Source organism: Delftia acidovorans SPH-1, assembly GCF_000018665.1.
In the GTDB taxonomy this organism is placed as follows: domain Bacteria; phylum Pseudomonadota; class Gammaproteobacteria; order Burkholderiales; family Burkholderiaceae_C; genus Comamonas; species Comamonas acidovorans.
In genome coordinates this window covers 4,720,584-4,741,528 of the sequence record NC_010002.1, presented here as the reverse complement: position 1 = coordinate 4,741,528, position 20,945 = coordinate 4,720,584, and the positions used below count along the sequence as shown (strand labels likewise).

16 protein-coding genes and 2 riboswitches are annotated in these 20,945 nt (G+C 68.0%); of the genes, 6 read left to right on the top strand and 10 right to left on the bottom strand.

All coding sequences use genetic code 11. The features are described from left to right. Window positions 1-43: 43 nt before the first annotated feature. The 6 genes from DACI_RS21830 to gcvT all read right to left on the bottom strand — a co-directional run bounded on the left by DACI_RS21830 (window position 44) and on the right by gcvT (window position 9,229). On the bottom strand, window positions 44-1,165 hold the full coding sequence (locus DACI_RS21830) for a branched-chain amino acid ABC transporter substrate-binding protein (protein ID WP_012206134.1): 1,122 nt from the start codon (window positions 1,163-1,165) through the stop codon (window positions 44-46). Between the two features lie 340 nt (window positions 1,166-1,505). Continuing rightward, window positions 1,506-2,243: an RluA family pseudouridine synthase gene (locus tag DACI_RS21825; RefSeq protein WP_012206133.1), complete on the bottom strand. Its 738-nt coding sequence runs from the start codon at window positions 2,241-2,243 to the stop codon at window positions 1,506-1,508. 5 nt (window positions 2,244-2,248) lie between these two features. Beyond that, on the bottom strand, window positions 2,249-4,468 hold the full coding sequence (locus DACI_RS21820; RefSeq protein WP_043783594.1) for a PAS domain-containing hybrid sensor histidine kinase/response regulator: 2,220 nt from the start codon (window positions 4,466-4,468) through the stop codon (window positions 2,249-2,251). 153 nt (window positions 4,469-4,621) lie between these two features. Then, a complete protein-coding gene (gcvP, locus tag DACI_RS21815; protein WP_012206131.1) occupies window positions 4,622-7,513 on the bottom strand; it encodes an aminomethyl-transferring glycine dehydrogenase in 2,892 nt (963 codons plus the stop codon). 71 nt (window positions 7,514-7,584) lie between these two features. After that, window positions 7,585-7,959 (bottom strand): glycine cleavage system protein GcvH, encoded by a 375-nt coding sequence (gene gcvH, locus DACI_RS21810; RefSeq protein WP_012206130.1) that lies wholly within the window; start codon window positions 7,957-7,959, stop codon window positions 7,585-7,587. Between the two features lie 136 nt (window positions 7,960-8,095). After that, window positions 8,096-9,229: a glycine cleavage system aminomethyltransferase GcvT gene (gene gcvT, locus DACI_RS21805; protein WP_043782255.1), complete on the bottom strand. Its 1,134-nt coding sequence runs from the start codon at window positions 9,227-9,229 to the stop codon at window positions 8,096-8,098. Window positions 9,230-9,288: 59 nt separating this feature from the next. After that, a riboswitch (glycine riboswitch) is annotated at window positions 9,289-9,407 on the bottom strand. Window positions 9,408-9,422: 15 nt separating this feature from the next. Further along, a riboswitch (glycine riboswitch) is annotated at window positions 9,423-9,534 on the bottom strand. 169 nt (window positions 9,535-9,703) lie between these two features. Here gcvT and DACI_RS21800 point away from each other — a divergent pair. Beyond that, window positions 9,704-11,308: a fatty acid--CoA ligase gene (locus DACI_RS21800; RefSeq protein ID WP_012206128.1), complete on the top strand. Its 1,605-nt coding sequence runs from the start codon at window positions 9,704-9,706 to the stop codon at window positions 11,306-11,308. Window positions 11,309-11,323: 15 nt separating this feature from the next. Here DACI_RS21800 and DACI_RS21795 read toward each other — a convergent pair whose 3' ends face one another. Then, window positions 11,324-12,253: a LysR family transcriptional regulator gene (locus DACI_RS21795; protein WP_012206127.1), complete on the bottom strand. Its 930-nt coding sequence runs from the start codon at window positions 12,251-12,253 to the stop codon at window positions 11,324-11,326. 98 nt (window positions 12,254-12,351) lie between these two features. Between DACI_RS21795 and DACI_RS21790 the strand changes: the two genes are divergently transcribed. After that, entirely contained in the window at window positions 12,352-12,843 is a 492-nt protein-coding gene (locus tag DACI_RS21790; RefSeq protein ID WP_012206126.1) for a DMT family transporter, read from the top strand. A gap of 51 nt (window positions 12,844-12,894) precedes the next feature. Here DACI_RS21790 and DACI_RS21785 read toward each other — a convergent pair whose 3' ends face one another. After that, on the bottom strand, window positions 12,895-14,616 hold the full coding sequence (locus tag DACI_RS21785; protein ID WP_373785782.1) for a sensor histidine kinase: 1,722 nt from the start codon (window positions 14,614-14,616) through the stop codon (window positions 12,895-12,897). A gap of 367 nt (window positions 14,617-14,983) precedes the next feature. On the opposite strand from DACI_RS21785, the gene DACI_RS21780 reads away from it, so the two are divergent. The 3 genes from DACI_RS21780 (at window position 14,984) to DACI_RS21770 (ending at window position 16,654) form a co-directional block, all read left to right on the top strand. Then, complete coding sequence (locus DACI_RS21780; RefSeq protein ID WP_012206124.1) at window positions 14,984-15,439, top strand: Lrp/AsnC family transcriptional regulator; 456 nt, start codon at window positions 14,984-14,986, stop codon at window positions 15,437-15,439. A gap of 5 nt (window positions 15,440-15,444) precedes the next feature. Beyond that, on the top strand, window positions 15,445-16,212 hold the full coding sequence (locus tag DACI_RS21775; protein WP_012206123.1) for a DUF6597 domain-containing transcriptional factor: 768 nt from the start codon (window positions 15,445-15,447) through the stop codon (window positions 16,210-16,212). Between the two features lie 85 nt (window positions 16,213-16,297). Next, window positions 16,298-16,654: a VOC family protein gene (locus tag DACI_RS21770; RefSeq protein WP_012206122.1), complete on the top strand. Its 357-nt coding sequence runs from the start codon at window positions 16,298-16,300 to the stop codon at window positions 16,652-16,654. A 53-nt stretch (window positions 16,655-16,707) separates the two neighbouring features. Here DACI_RS21770 and DACI_RS21765 read toward each other — a convergent pair whose 3' ends face one another. Together DACI_RS21765 and DACI_RS21760 are read right to left on the bottom strand one after the other, a co-directional pair. Further along, window positions 16,708-18,189, bottom strand: a complete 1,482-nt coding sequence (locus DACI_RS21765) for an amino acid permease (RefSeq protein ID WP_012206121.1) — start codon at window positions 18,187-18,189, stop codon at window positions 16,708-16,710. 255 nt (window positions 18,190-18,444) lie between these two features. Further along, entirely contained in the window at window positions 18,445-19,335 is an 891-nt protein-coding gene (locus tag DACI_RS21760; RefSeq protein WP_012206120.1) for a LysR family transcriptional regulator, read from the bottom strand. A gap of 93 nt (window positions 19,336-19,428) precedes the next feature. Between DACI_RS21760 and DACI_RS21755 the strand changes: the two genes are divergently transcribed. Then, on the top strand, window positions 19,429-20,889 hold the full coding sequence (locus tag DACI_RS21755) for an MFS transporter (RefSeq protein WP_012206119.1): 1,461 nt from the start codon (window positions 19,429-19,431) through the stop codon (window positions 20,887-20,889). Window positions 20,890-20,945 lie beyond the last annotated feature (56 nt).

The following is a 20,945-nucleotide window of genomic DNA, read 5'->3' as shown; positions in this document are numbered from 1 at the left end:
CCGGGACACGCGCAAGCGTGCCCCGGCCAGTCAACGAGGGGGATTACTTGGCAGCGACCGACTTGCTGCCGTCCTTGTGCCATTCGAACACCTGGAAGTCGAAGGACTTCAGGTCGCCCTGCTTGTTCCAGCCCACCGAGCCCAGAACGGTCTCGAAGTTGGACTTGTGCAGGTGGTCAGCCACCTTGGCGGGGCTGTCGCCCACGGCCTTGATGCTGTCCAGCAGCACTTGCGTGGCGGCAAAGGCGGTCAGCTGGAAGGCGCCCGAGGGATTGCGCTTCTTGTCCTTGAAGGCCTTGACCACGGCGGCGTTCTTGGGGTTGGCCGAGAAGTCTGCAGGCAGGGTCACCAGCATGCCTTCGACGGCGTTGCCGGCGATGGCGTTGACTTCGGGGTTGCCCACGCCTTCGGGACCCATCATGCGGACCTTCAGACCCTGCTCGGAAGCCTGGCGCAGCAGCAGGCCCATTTCAGGGTGGTAGCCGCCGTAGTAGACGAAGTCCACACCGGCGCTCTTGAGCTTGGTGATGACGGCGGAGTAGTCGCTGTCGCCGGCGTTGATGCCTTCGAACAGGGCCACTTCCACGCCGGCCTTCTTCAGGTCGTCGCGCACGGAGGAGGCAATGCCCTGGCCATACGACTGCTTGTCGTGCAGCACGGCAACCTTCTTGGGCTTGGCCTTGTCCAGGATGAACTTGGCGGCGGCCGGGCCCTGCTGGTCATCGCGGCCGATGGTGCGGAAGATGAAGTGGTAGTTCTTGCCGTCGGTCAGGGCCGGGGAGGTGGCCGAGGGGGTCACGACGACCACGCCTTCGTTGTTGTAGATCGGGGCGGCGGCAATCGATGCGCCCGAGCAGACGGGGCCGATCACGTAGCCGATCTTGGCGTTGACCACGCGGTTGGCGGCCACGGGGCCTTGCTTGGGTTCGCAGGCGTCATCGACGGACACCAGCTCGATCTTCTTGCCATTGACGCCGCCAGCCGCATTGGCCATTTCCACGGCGGTGTTCACGCCTTCCTTGACCATGTCGCCGTACTGCGTCAGCGGGCCAGTGGTGGGAACCACCATGGCGATCTTGATTTGCGCATGCGCTGTGGAGAACAAGGCGGCACCAGCCAAACCCAGGGCGGCGACGACGGTGTGCATGCGGAACGGAATGCTCATGAGTACTTCCTTCAACTTTGGGTAAAGCGTTCTGAAAAACGCGGTGGCTCCTGTAGGGGCGATCCGCGCAAAGAAGCACAGATTAATCTCCTGGTTACCAATGGCAACAGGGTATCCCGGGGCTGGCGCGCATGCAGGCTTTTCGCTAAGGGCTGGATGCCATCGCAGGCCGCTTGTCAACGCCGGTTTTGGGCGACGAAAACGCCTGATGCCGACGGTGCACCCGGACGGTGCTGCATGAAACCAATATGACCGACTGCAAGAAGGGGAAACACGTACACGGAATGTTGCATTGCAGCAACGCGCCAGAGGGCGCCGGTTTCCGTGTTTCTGCGGTGGATCAAAACGGCACGGCGGATTCGAAACGCAGCGTTTGGCCCGACAGGGGATGGGCCAGCTCCAGCTGGTGCGCATGCAGCAGCAGGCGCGGCGACAGGGCCTGCACGGCGGCATCGGCATAGAGCGCATCGCCCAGGATGGCATGGCCCAGCGCCGCCATGTGCACGCGCAACTGGTGGGTGCGGCCCGTCACGGGCTGCAGCTGCACCCGCGTGGTGGGTGTGTCATGGCCTTCGGTGGCTGCGGGCATGGCGCGCCACAGGGTCTGGCTGGGCTTGCCCTGCAGGGCGTCGATGATGCGCAAGGGGCGCCGCTCCCAGTCGGCGGCTATCGGCAGGTCGATGCTTTGCCAGGCGTCGGCCTGCTGCGCGGCAGGGCGGCCGGCGACCACGGCCACATAGAGCTTGTGCACGCGGCGCTGCGCAAAGGCTTCGCTCAGGAGGCGCTGGCTGGCCAGGCTGCGCGCCATGACCACCAGGCCCGAGGTGGCCTGGTCCAGCCGGTGCACGACCAGCGCATCGGGCCAGCGCTGCAAGGCGCGGCCGCTCAGGCAGTCCTGCTTGTCGGGGCCGCGCCCGGGCACGCACAGCAGGCCGGAGGGCTTGTCCAGCACCAGCAGCTCGGCGTCCTCGTACAGGCAGGAGACACCTGCATCGATATCGGCATCGGCAGCAGCACCAGCACCAGCACCAGCACCAGCACCAGCACCGATGCACTCCTGCGGCGTTTCAGTGCTCAAGCCGCTCACCGTTCATTGAGGAGCCTGTGCACGGTGGCGCACAGCTCCTCCACGTCATTGGGCTTGTGCACCAGGGCCCGGGCGCCTGCGGCCATGGCGGCCTGCTCGATCTCGGCGGTGATGTAGCCCGAGGCCAGGGCGATGGGCAGCAGGGGCTGGATGGACAGCGCCTCATACACCAGGTCGATGCCGCTGTAGCCCGGCATGTTGTAGTCGGTGACCAGCAGGTCGTAGTCCTGGGGGGCGGCGCGCAGCGCCTCGGTGGCCTCGTGCGGATCGGTGAAGCCGCTGACCTGGTAGCCGCGACGGCGCAGCAGGCGCTGCACGAGGAAGACCAGGGCCTGGTCGTCGTCCACGTACATCACATGCTGCTGTGCGGCCTGCGGGTCGGGCAGCAGGGCGAACTGCGGGCCGGTCGGGGTTTCTGCGGCTGCCAGCGGCTCCGGCAGGCTGGGCGGCGTTTCGGCCACGGACGCCTGGGCAGGTACGTACTCGGCGGGCGCCAGGGCGTCGGCCGGGGGAAAGTACAGCGTGAAGCGGCTGCCTTGTCCTGGAATGCTGTACACGTCCACGGCGCCGCCGTGGTTGCGCATGACGCCGTGCACCACGGGCAGGCCCAGGCCCGTTCCCTGGCCCACGGGCTTGGTGGTGAAGAAGGGCTCGAAGATGCGCTGCAGCGTGCGCGCATCCATGCCGGGGCCGTTGTCCTGCACCGACAGCGCCACGTAGCTGACGGGCGGCAGGCCCAGGCGCTCGCACAGGCGCTGGTCGGGGCGCACCAGGTCGGCGTCCATCTGGATCAGGCCGCGCCGTTCACCCAGGGCGTGCATGGCGTTGGTGCACAGGTTGAACAGGGCCTGCTCCACCTGCATGGCGTCGGCAAGCATGGGGGGCAGCTGCGGCGGCACATGCACCTGCAGCTCCACGGCGGGCGGCAGGGTCACGCGCAGCAGCCGCGCCGTGTCGCCCATGACTTCACGCGCCTGCACGGGCTTGCGCTGGGGTGGCTCGTTGCGGCTGAAGGTCAGGATCTGGCGCACCAGGTCGCGCGCGCGGCGGCCGGCCTTTTCGATCTCCTGCAGGCTTTCGATGGCTGCGGCATTGCCGCCGCAGTCGGCCTTGGCCAGCTCCACGTTGCCCAGGATGGCGCCCACGATGTTGTTGAAGTCGTGCGCAATGCCGCCGGCCATGGTGCCCAGGGCCTGCATCTTGTGCGATTCGCGCAGCTGGTCTTCCAGCTCGTTGCGCTGGGCCTCGGCCTTCTTGCGGCTGGTGAGGTCGCGCGCGAACACGGTGGTGGTCTCGCCGCCGCTGTGGTGCTCGAAGGAGACACTGACCTCGACCGGAATCTCGCGGCCGCTGGCCGTGCGCGCCGTCATCTCGCCCAGCACGGCCTGCGTGGTCAGCGGTGCAAAGGACAGGGCCTGTGCCGCATCGGGCAGGAAACGCTCCAGTGGGCTGCCCAGCGCGTCGTGCGGCGGGCACAGGAACAGGGCGGCGGCCGTGGGATTGAAGACGGTGATGCGCTGGTCCGAGTCCAGGCAGATGATGGCATCCAGCGCCGAGTTGATGACCGATTCCAGCCGCCGCTCGCTCAGGAACAGCTGGTGGTTGCGCTGCTGCAGCGCCAGGCGCTCGGCCAGCAGCGGGCCCTGGTCCACCACGGCGCACAGGTACTGGGCAATGGGCGGGCCGCTTTGCTGGGGGATGGCGATGCAGGCCACGTGCAGGTCGGCGCGCAGCTGGTGCTGCTCGGTGATCTCGAAGCAGACCTCGTGGGCCTCGGTGCGGCCCAGCTCGCGTGCGGCGGAGAAGGTCTCGCGCACGCGCTCGGCGTCGTCCGGGTGCACGAAGGGCGCGAAGTTCACCAGCAGCCGGTCATGCTCTGAGGGCTGGAAGGCGCTGTGCGCCATGGCGTTGGCCTGCACCACCATGTCGTGCTCGTCCACCACCAGCAGGGGCAGGGGAATGCTGGCGAACAGGGCCTCGAAGCGCTCGGAGGCGCTTTCGGCCACGGCCTGGCTGTAGTCCAGCACGCGGTTCTGGATTTCCAGTTCGCGCTGGTAGTTGCGCAGCTCGGCCACCAGAGCCTGCAGCGGGTCGTCTTCGGGCTGGAAGGGGGGGAAGCGTTCGACGGGGGGCAGGTCGGCGCCGGGCGCCAGCAGCGCATGCAGGGGCAGGTGCTCGTCGTCGCGAGGCGGATCGGAATGGTCTGGGCTGCTCATCGCGGGCTGGCGCTGGGGAAAGCGGCACATGCCGCACAAATCCTGGGGCCCGCGCCCGGCGTCCGGCAGATTACCGGCGCCCGGCGCGGGCAGGGCCGCAGTGTACGCGCGCCAGGCGGGGCGCCACAAGCGCCCCTTTCGGTGGCAGGTGCTTCAGCTCAGGTAAGCGTCCACGGGGATGCAGCTGCAGTACAGGTTGCGGTCGCCGTAGACGTTGTCCACGCGGCCCACCGGGCACCAGTACTTGGACTGGCGCAGGGCAGCCACCGGGTAGGCGGCGGCCTCGCGGCTGTAGGGGTGGGCCCATTCCGAGGCCAGCAGCGTCTCGGCCGTGTGCGGCGCGTTCTTGAGCGGGTTGTCGTCCTGGGGCAGTCGGCCCTGCTCGATGGCGCGGATTTCCTCGCGGATGGCGATCATCGCGTCAACGAAGCGGTCCAGCTCGTACAGGCTTTCGCTTTCGGTGGGCTCCACCATCAGCGTGTTGGGCACGGGGAAGGACAGCGTGGGCGCATGGAAGCCGTAGTCGATCAGGCGCTTGGCCACGTCCTCGGCCATGACGCCCGTGCTTTCCTTGAACTGGCGCAGGTCCAGAATGCACTCGTGCGCCACATGGCCGTGCTCGCCCGCGTACAGCGTGGGGTAGTGGTCGCGCAGCCGGGCGCTGATGTAGTTGGCGCTGAGGATGGCGGTCTCGGTGGCCAGGGTCAGGCCCTGGGCGCCCATCATGCGGATGTACATCCAGCTGATGGGCAGCACGGCCGCATTGCCCAGCGGTGCGGCACTGATGGCACCCGTGCCGCCCGCAAGGCCCGCCGTGGCATGGCCGGGCAGGAAGGGGACGAGGTCCTCGACCACGCAGACGGGGCCCACGCCCGGGCCGCCGCCACCGTGCGGAATGCAGAAGGTCTTGTGCAGGTTCAGGTGGCTGACATCGCCGCCGAAGCTGCCCGGCGCGGCCAGGCCCACCAGGGCGTTCATGTTGGCGCCGTCCACGTAGACGCGGCCGCCATGGTCATGCACCAGCTTGCACAGCTCCTTGACCTGGGTCTCGAACACGCCGTGCGTGCTGGGGTAGGTGATCATGATGCAGGCCAGGTTGGCACTGTGCTGCTCGCACTTGGCCGCCAGGTCCGCCATGTCGACGTTGCCGTTGGCATCGCAGGCGGTGACCACCACCTGCATGCCCACCATCTGCGCGCTGGCGGGGTTGGTGCCGTGGGCGCTGCTGGGAATCAGGCAGACGTTGCGGTGCGACTGGCCCCGGCTCGCATGCCAGCCCTTGATGGCCAGCAGGCCCGCGTACTCGCCCTGGCTGCCGGCATTGGGCTGCAGGCTGATGCCGGCGTAGCCCGTGGCCTGGCACAGCCAGTCGCGCAGCTGCTTGTCCAGTTCCGCATAGCCCTGCTGCTGGTCGGCCGGGGCAAAGGGGTGCACCTGGGCGAACTCGGGCCAGGTGATGGGAATCATCTCGCTGGTGGCGTTGAGCTTCATGGTGCAGGAGCCCAGCGGGATCATGCTGCGGTCCAGCGCCAGGTCCTTGTCCGACAGCTGGCGGATGTAGCGCAGCATGGCGGTCTCGGAGCGGTGGGTGTTGAACACCGGGTGCGTGAGGAAATCGCTGCTGCGGCGCAGGCCGTCAGGGATCAGCGGCTCCACGCCCTTTTCGAAGGCGGCGAAGCTGGGCAGGGCCTGGCCGTCCCGGGCGAAGATCTTCCACAGCAGCTCGACATCGGCGCGCGTGGTGGTCTCGTCCAGCGAGATGCACAGGTATTCCTTGAAATACACGCGCAGGTTGGCGCCCAGGGACACGGCACGCTCCACGATGGCCTGCGTGGCCGCAGCCGTGTGCAGGCTCAGCGTGTCGAAGCTGGGCACCTCGCGCAGCGGCGCGCCCAGCTCGGCCAGGCCGCGCGCCAGGATGGCCGTGTACGAGGCCACGCGGCGGGCGATGCGCTCCAGGCCCTCGGGGCCGTGGTAGACGGCGTACATGCTGGCCACCACGGCGGGCAGCACCTGGGCCGTGCAGATGTTGGAGGTGGCCTTTTCGCGGCGGATGTGCTGCTCGCGCGTCTGCAGTGCCAGGCGGTAGGCGGGCTTGCCATGCACGTCCACGCTCACGCCGACCAGGCGGCCGGGCAGGGAGCGCTTGAACTCGTCGCGGCAGGCCATGAAGGCGGCGTGCGGGCCGCCTGCGCCCATGGGCATGCCAAAGCGCTGGGTGGTGCCCACCACGATGTCGGCACCCCATTCGCCGGGCGGTGTGATCAGGGTCAGCGCCAGCAGGTCGGTGGCCACGATGAAGGCGGCCTGCTTTGCATGGGCCTTGTCCACGTCGGCACGCAGATCGTCGATGCGGCCGCTGGTGGCGGGGTACTGGGCCAGCACGGCGAAGTAGTCGCCCTCCATCAGCTGGTTCCATTCCTCCAGCGAGTTGGCCAGCAGCACCTCGATGCCCAGCGGCGCGGCGCGCGTCTGGATGACCTCGATGGTCTGCGGGTGGGCATCGCCGGCCACCACGAAACGGTTGCTCTTGCTTTTGACGGAGCGCTTGGCCAGCGTCATGGCCTCGGCGGCCGCCGTGGCCTCGTCCAGCATGGAGGCGTTGGCAATCGGCATGCCCGTCAGGTCGCAGACCATGGTCTGGAAGTTGACCAGGGCCTCCATGCGGCCTTGCGAGATCTCGGCCTGGTAGGGCGTGTAGGCCGTGTACCAGGCGGGGTTCTCCAGAATGTTGCGCAGGATGACGCCGGGCGTGTGCGTGCCGTAGTAGCCCTGGCCGATGAAGCTTTTGAGCAGCTGGTTGCGGCCTGCCAGCGCCTTGAGCTCGGCCAGCGCCTGTGCCTCGGTGGCCGCTGGCGGCAGCGCCATGGGCTGGTGGCGCCGGATGGAGGGCGGGACGATGGCGTCGATCAGCGCATCGCGCGATGCCGCGCCAATGGCGCCGAGCATGTGGGCCTCGTCTTCGGGCGCGATGCCGATATGGCGGGCCACGAATTCGGTGGCGTTCTCGAGGGCGGCAAGGGGCTGGGTGGAGGACATCAGCATGGAGGGACCTGTCTCAAAAGCTGAAAAGCGCCAGGGCGGGCCCTGGCGCCCGTCCTGGCCGGAAAGTGGCGTCAGTTGCTCTGTGCGAAGGCCGTGTAGGCGGCTTCGTCGAGCAGCGCGGCCAGCTGGCCTGCGTCGCTGAGCTTGACCTTGAAGAACCAGCCTTCGCCCAGCGGGTCGCTGTTGGCCAGGGAGGGGTCGTCGCGCAGGGCTTCGTTGACTTCGACGATCTCGCCGCTGACGGGCATGTAGACATCGGCGGCGGCCTTGACGGACTCGACCACGCCGGCCACATCGCCCTGGTTGAAGCTGGTGCCCACGGCGGGCAGATCGACGAACACCACGTCGCCCAGCGCATCCTGCGCGTGGAGGGTGATGCCGACGATGGCCGCGTCAGGGTTGGCGGCGTTGATCCATTCGTGGTCCTTGGAATACTGGATGCTCATGGCTTGCTCCGATAGAAACTGAAAAAGAAACCTGTGAAAGGCGGTTTGAGAAAGGTCAGTGCGCACTGTAGCGGCATGCGATGGCAGGAAAAACGAATCCGCCGAACTCGATCCACGCCAAGCGCGCAGGCTGTCCTCAACCGCGGTGATAGCGGGGCGCCACGAAGGGCGTGGCCTGCACCTGCATGGGCACGGCCTTGCCGCGCACCATGGCCTGCAGCGTGGTGCCGATGGCGGCGCTGCCCGGCTCCACATAGGCCAGTGCCACGGGCTGGTTCAGCGTGGGCGACAGCAGGCCGCTGGTGACCTGGCCGACCTTGCGGCCGCTGGCATCCAGCAGCTCCGTGCCTTCGCGCACGGGTACGCGCTCCAGGGCCACCAGGCCCACGCGCTTGCGCGTGAGCAGCTCGGGCGACTGCAGCTGGGCCAGCACGGTGGCCGCGCCGGGAAAGCCGCCTTCGCGTTCGCCACCAATGCGGCGGACCTTCTGCACGGCCCAGTTCAGGGCGGCCTCGGCCGGGGTGGTGGTCGTGTCCAGATCGTTGCCGTACAGGCACAGGCCGCCTTCCAGGCGCAGCGAATTGCGCGCGCCCAGGCCCACGGGCCTGACTTCGGGCTGGGCCAGCAGGGCACGGGCAAAGGCCTCGGCGTGGCTGGCGGGCAGGGAGATCTCGAAGCCGTCCTCGCCGGTATAGCCGCTGCGCGTGATGTACAGCTCGGCGCCTTCCCAGTCGAAGTAGCCGCCCGTCATGAACACCAGCCCGGCCGTGTCGGGCAGCAGGCGCTCCATGGCGGCTGCTGCCTGCGGGCCCTGCAGTGCCAGCAGGCCCCGGTCGAACTGGGGCTCGATTTCACAGCGCTGGCCGATGCGGGCCTCTATGTGCGCCAGGTCTTCGTGCTTGCAGGCGCCGTTGACGATCAGGAACAGGTCGTCCTCGCGGCGCACGAACATCAGGTCGTCCAGAATGCCGCCCGCGTCGTTGAGCAGCAGGCCGTAGCGCTGGCGGTGTTCGCCCAGGCCCAGCACGTCCATGGGCAGCAGCGATTCCAGCGCCGCGCCGGCATCCGGGCCGCGCAGGCTGATCTGGCCCATGTGCGAGACATCGAACAGGCCTGCCGCCTCGCGCGTGTGCAGGTGCTCGGCCATCAGCCCCTGCGGGTATTGCACGGGCATGGAGTAGCCGGCAAACGGCACCATGCGCGCGCCCAGTTCCTGGTGCAGGTCGAACAGCGGGGTCTTGAGCAGATCGGTGGTGGAGGCGGCGGTCAAGGAGGGACTCTCTTTTCGGCAAGGGGCAAGGCACAACGCCATCCCGGAATCCCGGGATGTCCTGCCCTGCTGTCCGCTTTACCTGAGAGATTCACCCGCACCTTCCATGCGTGGGGCTTGCTCCTTCGGTGGATGGGGCACACCGCCGTGCCCTGCATCTCTCTCCAGCTAGGAACGCCTGCGGCCGTGGCGGCAGGCGGTGCCAGTCCTTTTGCCTGAGCGTTCGGGGCGAACCCTGCGCCTTCGGCGGTGCCGCTGCCTGTGACCATTGCGGCCGGGCGGGCACTCTCTCCTGACCGGCGCATTCTAGCTGCGGCCAGCGTCCGCGCGGCTTCGGGATTTCCGCGGGCCGGCCCCAGCTCCATGCGCTTGCCTGCATGGATGCATTTGCAAATTGCATAACTGTCTAAAAAATCTCCTACATTGAGATGCATCGATATATGAAATCTCGTGAGCGAGAAGGAAGAAGCGCACATGCAGCAGACGCTGGGAGACACATTGGCCTGGCCGGCACGTTACCTGCCGAACAAGGAAGCCCTGGTCGCGTGGGAGGGCGGCGAGCGCCGCGTCTGGACCTACGCCCAGCTCGATGCCGAAGTCAACCGCCACGCGCACGGCCTGGCCGAGCTGGGCATAGGCCATGGCGACGTGGTCGCGGCCTTTCTCTACAACACGCCGGCCTTTGTCTTCACCATGCTGGCGGCCGCGCGCCTGGGCGCCATCTTCAACCCCATCAACTACCGGCTGGCGGCGCAGGAGCTGGCCTTCATCCTCAAGGACGGCGCAGCGCGCGCCCTGGTGTTCGAGCACGAGGGCGGCGAGGTGGCCGCACGCGCCCAGGCCCTGCTCAAGGCCGAAGGCGGCGGCACTGGCGCAGGCATCGAGCACTGGATCTTTGCCGACGATGCCCCGGCCGACCCGCTGCCGGTCTGGGCCACGCAGCGCCTGTCCGCCCTGGCCAGGGGCCGCAGCAGCGCGCCGCCCCAGGCCCATGTGCGCGAGAGCGATCCCTGCATCCTCATGTACACCAGCGGCACCACGGGCCGGCCCAAGGGCGTGCTGCATACGCACCGCAGCAAGCTGGCGCACAACGCCCTCATGCACCAGACCATGCAGTTCACGCGCGACGACGTGGGCCTGGCCATGGCGCCGCTCAACCACACGGCCGAGCTGCACACCAGCTTTTTGCCGCGCCTGCAGGCCGGTGCCACCCAGGTGCTGCTGCGCCGCTTCGACGTGACCGAGGCCTGGCGCCTGATCCACGAAGAGCGCGTGAGCTTCTTCTTCGCGGCGCCCACCATGGTCACCATGCTGCTGGCCGACCCCATTGCCTCGCCTGAGCAGGCGCCCGCGCTGCGGCTGGTGGAGTACGGCGGCGCCTCCATGGCGCCGCACCTGATCCGCGAATGGACACGCAAGGTCGGCAGCGACCTGGTCCAGGTCTACGGCACCACCGAGATGGGGCCCTGCATGTCCATCCTCCTGCCGCGCGAGCAACTCTCGCACGCGGGCTCGGCGGGGCTGCCCTCCATGGGCCATGACCTCATCGTGGCGCGCCTGCGCGAAGACAACGCCCCCACCGATCCGGCCGAGGCCTGCCTGCCCGGCGAGGTGGGCGAGATCCTGGTGCGCGGCCCCTGCATGATGGCCGGCTACCTCAACCGCCCCGACGCCAACACCCGCGCCCTGGCGCACGGCTGGTACCACACGGGCGACCTGGGCCACATCGACGACGACGGCTATCTCTGGATCCGTGACCGCATCGACTACATGATCAATTCGGGCGCCGAGAACGTCTATCCCCGCGAAGTGGAAGACGCGCTGGTCGAACACGCCGATGTGCTCGAGGTCGCCGTCATCGGCGAGGCCGACGAGCGCTGGGGCCAGATCGTCGCCGCCCACGTGGTCGCCAAGCCTGGCGCCACGCCCACGGCCGAGGCGCTGGACGCCTTCCTGGTCCACGGCGACCGCCTGGCCGCCTACAAGCGCCCGCGCCGCTACCACTTCCGCGAGGCCCTGCCCAAGACGGCCAGCGGGAAGATACAGAAGCAGTTGCTGCGGGTGGTGGTGGCAGCCTGAGGCTGCGGCCTGCGTTTACTTCTGTGTTTGCCCCTGCGCAGTGCAGCACTGCGCCATCGAGTTGCGCAGCCACCGGTGCATGGCATCCCCCTGCTTGCGCACATGCCAGGCCTGCTGGTAGGCAAACCGGGGCAGCTCCAGCGGCGGAGCGAAACGGCGCAGCGTTTTGTGGCGGCGCAGGTCTCCGATGGCGCGGCTGCCCACTGTCAGCACGAGGTCGGTGCCTGCCAGCACCTCCAGCGCCGCGCTCCAGTGGGGCAGGGCCAGCACTACGCGGCGGCTCAGGCCTTGGGCGGCAAGCGCCCGTTCGATTTCCTCGCTGGCGTCGGGCCGCATGGCCAGCATGACGTGCGGGCGCTGCAGCCAGTCCGGCAGTGACAGCCCGCCGCGTGCCGGCAGCACGGCCTGGTCGGCCACGCTCACGAACTGTTCCTGGAACAGATCCTGCACCTCGATGCCTTCGGGCAGGTCGGGTGCGTAGGGGAAGGGGCCCAGGGCCAGGTCCAGTTCGCCATCGGCCAGCTGGGCCAGCATCACCTCGCGCGTGGACTGGCTGATGGCCAGGTCCAGCCCGGGTGCGTGCTGGCGCAGATGCCGCATCAGCGGCGGCAGCACGATGCGCGATGCGTAGTCCGACAGCGCCAGCCGCAGCCGTCCGCGTGCGTGGGCCGGGTCGAACTCCGCCTGTGCCAGCAAGCCGTTGAGGCTGCCCAGCGCATCCGCCAGCGGTTGCACCAGGCCTTGTGCGCGTGCCGTCAGCGCCATGCGGCCGCCGCGCCGCACCAGCAACGGGTCGCCCAGGTGCTCGCGCAGCTGCGCCAGCGAATGGCTCATGGCCGGCTGGCTCTTGTGCAGCCGCAGGGCCGCGCGCGTCACATGTTTTTCGGCCAGCAGGGCGTGCAGGGCCAGCAGCAGGTTGAGGTCGATCCGGCGCAGTTCATCCATGCCATGAATATAGACCGTGCACACAAACGATTTCCATCAGCGTGCTGGATGCGAGAGCATGCAGGCATCGATTGACAGAAGAAGAAAGGTCTTGCTGCATGACAGGTAAAAGCACATTCACCGCCCTTGCTCCCGTGGCCCTGGCGCTGCTGGCGGGGGCCATCCTGCCATTCCAGGCCGCCAGCAATGCCTTGGTGGGCCGCCTGCTGGGCCACCCGCTGTGGGGCGCGCTGGTCTCGCTGGCCGTGAGCGTCATGGTCGTGGTGCCTGCACTGTGGGTGCTGCGCGCGCCCGCTCCGGCCATGGCCCAGGCGGCAGTGGGGCCATGGTGGCTATGGATAGGCGGTGTGCTGGGGGCCATCTATGTGGCCAGCGCGGCCGCCGTCACGCCCAGACTGGGCGCAGGCGGCTTCCTGGTTTGCGTGGTGGCGGGGCAGATCGTGGTCTCGGTGCTGGTGGACCACTTCGGCCTGATGGGCCTGGGTGCACGGCCGGTCAATGCGACGCGCCTGGCCGGCGTGGCCTTGATCCTGGGTGGCGTGCTGCTGGTGGTGCAGGGCGGGACGGCCCGTGCAGCGGCGGCCCCATGAGCGCCGCGAGCACGCCCTGCTTCACCGGCGAAGGCCCCGGCCTTGCCCGCGTCAGGCGGGCATGCCCGGCGGCACGGCGGCCGGCCTTGCCGCTGGTGGACGTTCCTGGCGGGCATCTGCCGTGCCGGGCAGGAACCGGCCCAGCCGGATGACAAAGCAGGCCCCGCCTCCGGCAGCCGGATGGAAGAACGCGTCGCCTGCGTGCAGCCTGGCGATGCGCCTCACCACGGACAGGCCCAGACCATGCCCGTTGACATGCCGGGTGGCGCTTGCGCGTTCATAGGGCTCGAAAACCTGTCCTGCCGCTTCGGGCGCAAGGCCCGGTCCCTGGTCGCTGACGGAAATCAGCAGGTCACCGGACGCATCGCAGCGGGCGGCCAGGGTGATGTCGCCCGCCTTGGCATATTTGATGGCGTTGCCGACAAGGTTGGAGATGGCGATGCGCACCAGGACAGGGTCGCATTGCCATTGCTGCGGGCCGTGTTCCAGATCCAGTTTCAGGCGATGCCGCCGGGACCAGCCGACGAGCTCTGCAGACTCCTCCAGGAGTTCATCCAATGGCGTCTGCTCCAGTTGCAGCCGGAACGCGCCCGCGTCCAGCCGGTCGTTGATCAGGCAGGTGTCCACCAGGGTCATCAGCCGGCGCGAAGCCCTGCGTATCTGCGACGCCTGCTCGATGAGGGAGTCCGCGTCCGTCGTCGGGAACGTCTGCAGCTCGGTCGCGGCGCCGTCCACGATGGTGAGCGGGGTGCGGAACTCGTGGTTGATCATGTTGAAGAACTGGCGCTGCTCCAGCCGCATCTTGCGCTCGCTGTGCAAGGCGGTCTGCAAGGCCTGCTGGGCCGTTTGCAGTTGTGCGGTGCGCTGCAGGACCTTGGATTCCAGCTCGCGCTCGGCAGCCTGGGCGCGTGACAGGGCCTGCATCCGCTCACTGCGCAGGGCACGCTCCGCCACCCGCGTGCGGTTGGTCACCGCCATTCCCAGCAGGATGGCCTCGGAAACACGCCCGGCAAACCACAGCATCTGGGCCGATGGCAGCGCCACATCCGGCAGCAGGCCCTGGGTTCTCAGCAGGTTCAGGATGCCCAGGGCGGAAGGCACCGCAAATGCCAGCGCGCCCGGCAGGTATTGCCACTGCCTTCGTACCACCAGCAGGTACAGCACGAAGACCGCACCGAACGATGTGGACACCAGGGCCGTGAACACCACGGCACGCGAGATCTGCGGATAGCCACCCAACAGTGCCAGGCCCAGTGCGATGGCATTCAGCCAGGCCACCACGCTGAAGAGGTGCGCAGCCCAGATCCAATAGCGACGGAACTCGAACAATTGGCTGAAAAACACCGTCGCCACCACACAGAAGCTGCAGTAGGCGATGGACAGCGCATGCTGGGGCTGGTCGGCGCCGGGCAGCCACAGGCCTTGGGGCCGGTAACGGAAGGCGGCGTAGGCAAAGCCGGCTGCCAGGAGCGCGGCGCAAAGAATGTAGAGCCTTTCCCTGAGCCAGCACCACAGGATCAGGCTCATCAGCGTGATGGCCAGGGCCGAGCCCATGTACGCGTAAAGCAGCATCGCGGCCGGCGCCATGCTCCTGCCGGGAAAGACCGCAATGCCCTGGGCGGCCTGTGGGTTGGGCAGCAAGCAGGTGAGCAGTGCCAGAAGCGCTGCAGCTGCCAGGGCTTGCGCCAGGGTCTGCACCAGCCATTGCGCTACAGCACCCGTTGGCCAGTGCCCCCGGCCGCCTTCGGTGGGGTTGTCTTGCGTGTGGATCAAGGGTCCGATTGGTTGATGTGGCGTGCGCCCGTATATGTCCGCCGTGCAGGCTTGCGGGGGGCCATTGTGCACCGGCGGCCATCGCGGGAAAGCGCTGTCTGTCGTCTGCCAGGTGCCCCAATGCAACAGGCCGCCCCGCTGCGGATAAGCGGGGCGGCCTGTAACGGGCTCCTGGTCTGGATCACGCATCCGGGCGCTGGCGGTAGTCGGCGGGGCTGGGTGAATGGTTTTGCTGCGCCGGTAAGCGTGCTCCCATGCAGACAAGTGTGCGCGTTTGGTCTCAGAAAATGCTGCTTTATTTCTTCAAAACAGGCGTTGCTACAGAAAATTATTCTGCGCCTGCCTGTTTTGCAGTAGATTGCCGGCCATGGACATCCTCGACAGAAAGATTCTTTCCGCCCTGCAGGCCAACGCGCGCGCCAGCCTGCAGGAAATCGGCGCCGCCGTGGGCCTGAGCGCTTCGCCCTGCTGGGCACGCATCAAGAAGCTGGAAGAGGCGGGGGTGATCGAGGGCTATACCGTGCGCCTGAACCCGCTGGCGCTGGGCCTGGGCGATACGGTGCTGGTGCAGGTCACGCTGGACAGCCATTCGGACAACACGCTGGAGAAATTCGGCGAGATGCTGGCGACCATTCCCGAGGTGGTGGAGGCGCATCTGGTCTCGGGCGAGTATGACTACCTGCTGCGCGTCGTCGTCAAGGACACGCGCGACTACGAGCGCCTGCTGCGCGAGAAGCTCTACAAGATCAAGGGCATACGCCACAGCCAGTCCAGCTTTGTGCTGCGCACGCTGAAGAAGGCCGACCTGCCGCTGGGGGTCTGAAGTCCATGCCCTCTGGCCAGGCGCCGCTGCCCGCCCCCTACCGCGAACACTCCCCGCCGCCTGCCCTGCAGCCGCACTTCCAGTGCCTGTGGAGCAGCACCGTGGCCCCGGACTATGCCGGTGGCTTTCTCGTGGTGCCCGATGGCTGCGTGGACATCGTCTGCAAAGGCGGGCAACTGCTGGCCGTGGGGCCTGACAGGGTGGCTGCGCGGCCCACGCTGGTGCCGGGGTCCGAGGTATGGGGGGCGCGCTTCGGCCCCGGTGCGGCCAGCGCCTGGCTGGGCTTGCCCATGGACGAGATCGTGGGGCAGGCGGTGGAACTGGGCGATCTGCTGGGGCCGCGCGCGCGGGAGTGGGTGCAACGCATCAACGATGCGCAGCCGGGCGCAGGGCAGGCCGTGTTCATCCATGGACTGGTGCAAATGGGCCGCGACGCCCCGGCGCCGGACCGGCAGGCCATGGAGCTGTTCAATGTGGCGGCTGCAGCCGGGCGGGATGAATCCGGTGTGCTGGCCGCCATGCGCGCGCAGCTGGACATGCCGGAGCGCAGCCTGCGCCGCCTGTGCCACGCGCAGTTTGGCTACGGCCCCAAGACGCTGGAGCGCGTGCTGCGCTTTCAGCGCCTGCTGGCCCTGGCGCGGTCGGACCGGCAGGCAGGTCTTGCGGCCCTGGCGGCGGACGCCGGCTATGCGGACCAGGCGCATCTGTCGCGCGAAGTGAGGGCGCTGTGCGGCATCACTCCCCGCGCTGCCCTGCAGCAACTGCTGGATTGAGTGGCCCGTCTGGCCGTTTTGTTCAAGATGCCGTGCCCCTGCGTGGCCGATGATGGCGGCCTACCGACATTCAATGGAGCATCACATGGGCATCAGGGGCAAGAACCACCAGATCGACAACATCGAGTTCAACGTGGCCGACATCGCACGCAGCAAGGCGTTCTACGGCGAGGCCTTCGGCTGGACCTTCACCGACTACGGGCCGAGCTACACCGAGTTCAGCGACGGCCGACTGACGGGCGGCTTCACCACCGGCGAGGAGGTGCGGCCCGGCGGCCCGCTGGTCATCCTCTACGCCGACGATCTGGCCGAAGCGCAGCGCCGCGTGGAGGCGGCCGGGGCCGTGATCAGCCGCGCGGTGTTCGCGTTCCCGGGTGGCCGCAGGTTCCACTTCACCGATCCGGACGGCTACGAGCTGGCCGTGTGGTCGGCCGATGCCTGAAAGCCAACAGCCCGCATCTGCGGGCTGTTTTTTCATGGGGACCGGGCCGGGCGTCAGTCGACGTTGGAGCCCAGCTGCATGTCCTTGTACTTCACGATGTGCGTGCCCTTGACCAGGCGGTAGCCGCCCCAGATCAGCAGGAACAGCGGCAGGCCGATGTAGGTGGCGACCACGCCGGTCCAGTCGATGCGGTCGGCCATGAAGGCCTCGTAGTTCTGGCCCAGCGTGATCACCATGCACAGCACGAAGGCGAAGATGGGGCCGAACGGGAACCAGGATGCGCGGTAGGGCAGCTGGTTCAGGTCCAGGCCCTGGGCCTCGAAGCCCTTGCGAAAGCGGTAGTGGCTGATGGCAATGCCCAGCCAGGCGATGAAGCCCGTCATGCCCGACAGATTCAGCAGCCAGATGTAGACCAGCTGCGGGCTGAAGATGTTGGTCAAAAAGCACAGCGCCGCCACCACGGTGGTGGCCAGCAGGGCCATCGTGGGCACGCCGCGCTTGTTGACGTACGAGAACATGCGCGGCGCCATGCGCTGGCATGCCAGCGTGTAGAGCATGCGTGTGGAGGCGTACATGCCCGAATTGCCGGCCGACAGCACCGAGGTCAGCACCACGGCGTTCATCACGGCTGCGGCCGACAGCAGGCCCGCGCGCTCGAAGACCAGGGTGAAGGGGCTCACGCTGATGTCGCCCAGATCATTCTTGAGCAGGTGCGGATCGGTGTAGGGGATCAGCAGGCTGATGACCAGAATGGCGAAGACGTAGAACAGCAAAATGCGCCAGAACACCTGGCGCACGGCGCGGGGCACGTTCTTGGCGGGGTTCTCGGATTCGCCGGCGGCAATGCCGATGAGCTCCGTGCCCTGGAAGGAAAAGCCCACGATCATGGCCACGCCGATCAGCGCCGAGAAACCGCCCGCAAAGGGCGCGTCGCCTTGGCTCCACAGGGCAAAGTTGCCCCAGACGCCTTCAGGCGCGCCACCCCGCACGATGCCCAGGATCATGAGCACGCCCACGCCGATGAAGAGGATGACGGTGGTCACCTTGATGGCGGCGAACCAGTACTCGGCCTCGCCGAAGCCTTTGACCGAGATGGCGTTGAGGCCGAACATGATGGCCAGGAACAGGGCGCTCCACAGCATGCCGTTGCCGTCGGGGAACCAGTAGGCCATGACCAACTGGGCGGCCACCAGGTCCACGGCAATGGTGACGGCCCAGTTGTACCAGTAGTTCCAGCCCAGCGCGAAGCCGAAGCCTTCGTCCACATAGCGCGCGCCGTAGGTGGCGAACGAGCCCGAGACGGGAAGATTCGCGGCCATTTCGCCGAGGCTGGTCATGAGGAAGTAGACCATCAGGCCCACGATCATGTAGGCCAGCAGGGCGCCGCCAGGGCCGGCCTGCGAGATGGTGGCGCCCGAGGCAACGAAGAGGCCGGTGCCGATGGAGCCGCCGATGGCGATCATGGACAGATGCCGCGCCTTGAGTTCGCGCCTGAGCGCGGTGGGAGCGGCATTCTTGGAGTTGTCTGCTGCCATGGATGTGTCGATTGGTGGATCAGATCCCGCGCGGCCGCTGGCCGGCGCGGGGGCAGGAATGCAAAACAGGAAAAACAAAAGAGCCGCTGTGTCGCGGCCCCATCAAGGTGCATGCACCACGAAAAGGCGTGATTGTCCGAGAACGCTGCCATCGTGGAAAGGCAGGAGTTTAATCCCCCTTCACCCACATAAGCGGAACTGAATCCGAACCCACTGTGTGCATGGCGCCACGCCGTCTGCGGCCCGCCTGCCTGCCTACCACTGTGTCTGCGCCAGCAGCAGCTGGGCCAGTGCCTTGATGCGCGGCGAGGCCTGGCGCGTGCGCGGGTAGACCAGGGACAGTTCGCGGGCGCGGCCTTCGTGCTGGGGCAGCAGCCGCACCAGCCGGCCCGCCTGCAGGTGCTCGCGCACCGCGAACTCCATGACCTGGGCCACGCCCAGGCCGCCCAGCGAGCCTTCCACCAGCGGATCGCCGCTGTCGAAGGTCACGGTCTGCGGCGCCGGCCAGTCCAGCATCTCGCCATTGCCGGCCAGGAACTGCCAGGGCACGCGCCGGCCCAGGTAGTGGTTGTACACGGCCATGCAGCTGTGCTGCGCCAGCTCCTGCAGCGTCTGCGGCGTGCCGCGCGCCGCCAGGTAGGCGGGCGAGGCCACGGTCACCCAGCGCAGCGGCGGCAGGGCGCGGGCGATCATGCGGCTGTCTGCCAGCGGGCCGATGCGCACGGCCGCGTCAAAGCCTTCCTCCACCATGTCCACCATGCGGTCGGTGAAGCTGGTGTCGATCTGCAGCTGCGGATGCTCGCGCAGCAACTGTCCCAGCAGCGGCACCAGCACGATGCGGCCCAGCATGGACGGCGCCGTCATGCGCAGCACGCCGCTGGGCGCGCAGCGCCGGTCGCTGACCAGCTGGCGCGCCTCTTCCAGCCCGGCGATCAGCGGGGCGCAGCGGTCCACCAGCGCGCAGCCATCAGGCGTGAGCGAGACGCTGCGCGTATTGCGGTGCAGCAGCCGCGTGCCCAGGTCCTTTTCCAGCTGGGCCACGGCGCGCGAGATGCGAGGCTGGCTTGTGCCCAGCAGCGTGGCGGCCTGGGTGAAGCTGCGGCTTTCGGCCACCTTGATGAGCAGGTGCACGGCGTTGAGATCCATGGCATGTCTCCAGATTCGATTAATGCAGTTTTGCATAAGAAAAATGAAAATCTGCTGTTTATCTTCACAAGTGCATTAATTAGGATCGGCGCCATGCCAATGACCGATTCCCCCGGCGCCCTGCGCCACCCGCGCGCCGCCCTGGCGCTGCTGTCCCTGTCCCAGCTGCTGATTGCGCTGGATGCCACCATCGTCTTCGTTGCGCTCGACGCCATGGGCCAGCAGCTGCAGATGGACGCGCACCATCTGCAATGGGTGGTCAGTGCCTACAGCGTGGCCTTTGGCGGCTGCCTGCTGCTGGGCGGGCGCTGCGCGGACCTGCTGGGCAAGCGGCGCATGTATGTGGCGGGCATGGCGCTGTTCGGCCTGGCCTCCCTGGTCGGCGGCTTTGCCTCGCAGCCCTGGCAACTGGTGCTGGGCCGCGCAGGGCAGGGCGTGGCCGGGGCGCTGCTGTTTCCGGCCACGCTGTCGCTGATCAACACCTTGTATGCGGCAGGGCCCGAGCGCAACCGCGCCCTGGCCGTGTGGAGCATGGCGTCGGCCGGCGGGCTGGCGGCCGGCGCGCTGCTGGGCGGCGTGCTCACGCAGACGCTGGGCTGGAACTGGGTGCTGTGGGTGCTGGTGCCCGTGGCCTGGCCGTGTGCCATGGCGGCGCTGCGCTTTCTGCCGCCCTCGGCCCAGACCGGGCGCGCCGCGCCGGGCCAGGGCTTCGATCTGGCCGGCTGCCTGAGCGTGACCGTGGGCAGCAGCCTGCTGGTGACGGCCCTGGTGCAAGGCCCTGAATGGGGCTTTGCCAGCGCCGCCACGCTGGGGACGCTGGCCGTGGCGATCGCGGCGTTGGCGCTGTTCTGGCGCATCGAGGCGCGTATTGCCTCGCCGCTGATGCCGCTGTCCCTGCTGCGCGTGCCCAGCCTGCGCGCGGCCATGCTGCTGACCATGATCTTCATGAGCAGCTTTGGCGTGCAGTACTACTTCCTGGCGCTGTACTTCCAGCAGATCTTCGGCTGGAGCCCGCTGCAGGCCGGCATGGCCTTTTTGCTGCCCACGGCGGTCTGCACGCTGGGCATCCGCTGGGCCGAACACTGGCTGCACCGCTCCACGCCGCGCGCCGTGCTGATGGGGGGCTGGGCCGCAGGCACCATCGGCCTGGCCTACATGGCCTGGGCGCTGCCGCTGGGCGGCAGCTATGTCTGGCTGGTGCCCGGCTTCGTGGTGCTCAGCCTGGGCCAGGGCGCGTGCTGGACCGCCATGTGGGTGGTGGCCGGCCAGGGCGTGGCGGCTGCGCAGCAGGGCGTGGCCTCGGGCATTGCGGCCACGGCCCAGCAAGTGGGCGCGGCACTGGGGTTGGCCCTGCTGGTCATGGTGGCCACGGCGCCGCTGGCCGGCATCACGGCGCCCGATGCGCTGCGCGAGGCCACGGCCCGGGGGCTGCAGCAGGCCGAATGGGGTGCTGCACTTATCGCGCTGCTGGGGTGGGTGGTGTCTGCGGGCATGCGCCGCGCACCGGCAAGCCAGGCCGTGCCGGGCGCGGAGCAGCCGGCCTGCTCGCCTTGAGGTCACTGGCCCGCAGTTACCATCTGCGGCTGCTTTGCACACCCCTCACCACCAAC

Excerpts from the sequence above, each read along its gene's own strand:
- DACI_RS21765 (WP_012206121.1), bottom strand. The coding sequence starts at position 18,189 with ATGGCAGCAGACAACTCCAAGAATGCCGCTCCCACCGCGCTCAGGCGC.
- DACI_RS21820 (WP_043783594.1), bottom strand. The coding sequence starts at position 4,468 with ATGAGCAGCCCAGACCATTCCGATCCGCCTCGCGACGACGAGCACCTG.
- gcvH (WP_012206130.1), bottom strand. The coding sequence starts at position 7,959 with ATGAGCATCCAGTATTCCAAGGACCACGAATGGATCAACGCCGCCAAC.
- DACI_RS21830 (WP_012206134.1), bottom strand. The coding sequence starts at position 1,165 with ATGAGCATTCCGTTCCGCATGCACACCGTCGTCGCCGCCCTGGGTTTG.
- DACI_RS21790 (WP_012206126.1), top strand. The coding sequence starts at position 12,352 with ATGACAGGTAAAAGCACATTCACCGCCCTTGCTCCCGTGGCCCTGGCG.
- DACI_RS21780 (WP_012206124.1), top strand. The coding sequence starts at position 14,984 with ATGGACATCCTCGACAGAAAGATTCTTTCCGCCCTGCAGGCCAACGCG.
- DACI_RS21760 (WP_012206120.1), bottom strand. The coding sequence starts at position 19,335 with ATGGATCTCAACGCCGTGCACCTGCTCATCAAGGTGGCCGAAAGCCGC.
- DACI_RS21800 (WP_012206128.1), top strand. The coding sequence starts at position 9,704 with ATGCAGCAGACGCTGGGAGACACATTGGCCTGGCCGGCACGTTACCTG.
- DACI_RS21755 (WP_012206119.1), top strand. The coding sequence starts at position 19,429 with ATGCCAATGACCGATTCCCCCGGCGCCCTGCGCCACCCGCGCGCCGCC.
- gcvP (WP_012206131.1), bottom strand. The coding sequence starts at position 7,513 with ATGCTGATGTCCTCCACCCAGCCCCTTGCCGCCCTCGAGAACGCCACC.
- DACI_RS21770 (WP_012206122.1), top strand. The coding sequence starts at position 16,298 with ATGGGCATCAGGGGCAAGAACCACCAGATCGACAACATCGAGTTCAAC.
- DACI_RS21795 (WP_012206127.1), bottom strand. The coding sequence starts at position 12,253 with ATGGATGAACTGCGCCGGATCGACCTCAACCTGCTGCTGGCCCTGCAC.
- DACI_RS21775 (WP_012206123.1), top strand. The coding sequence starts at position 15,445 with ATGCCCTCTGGCCAGGCGCCGCTGCCCGCCCCCTACCGCGAACACTCC.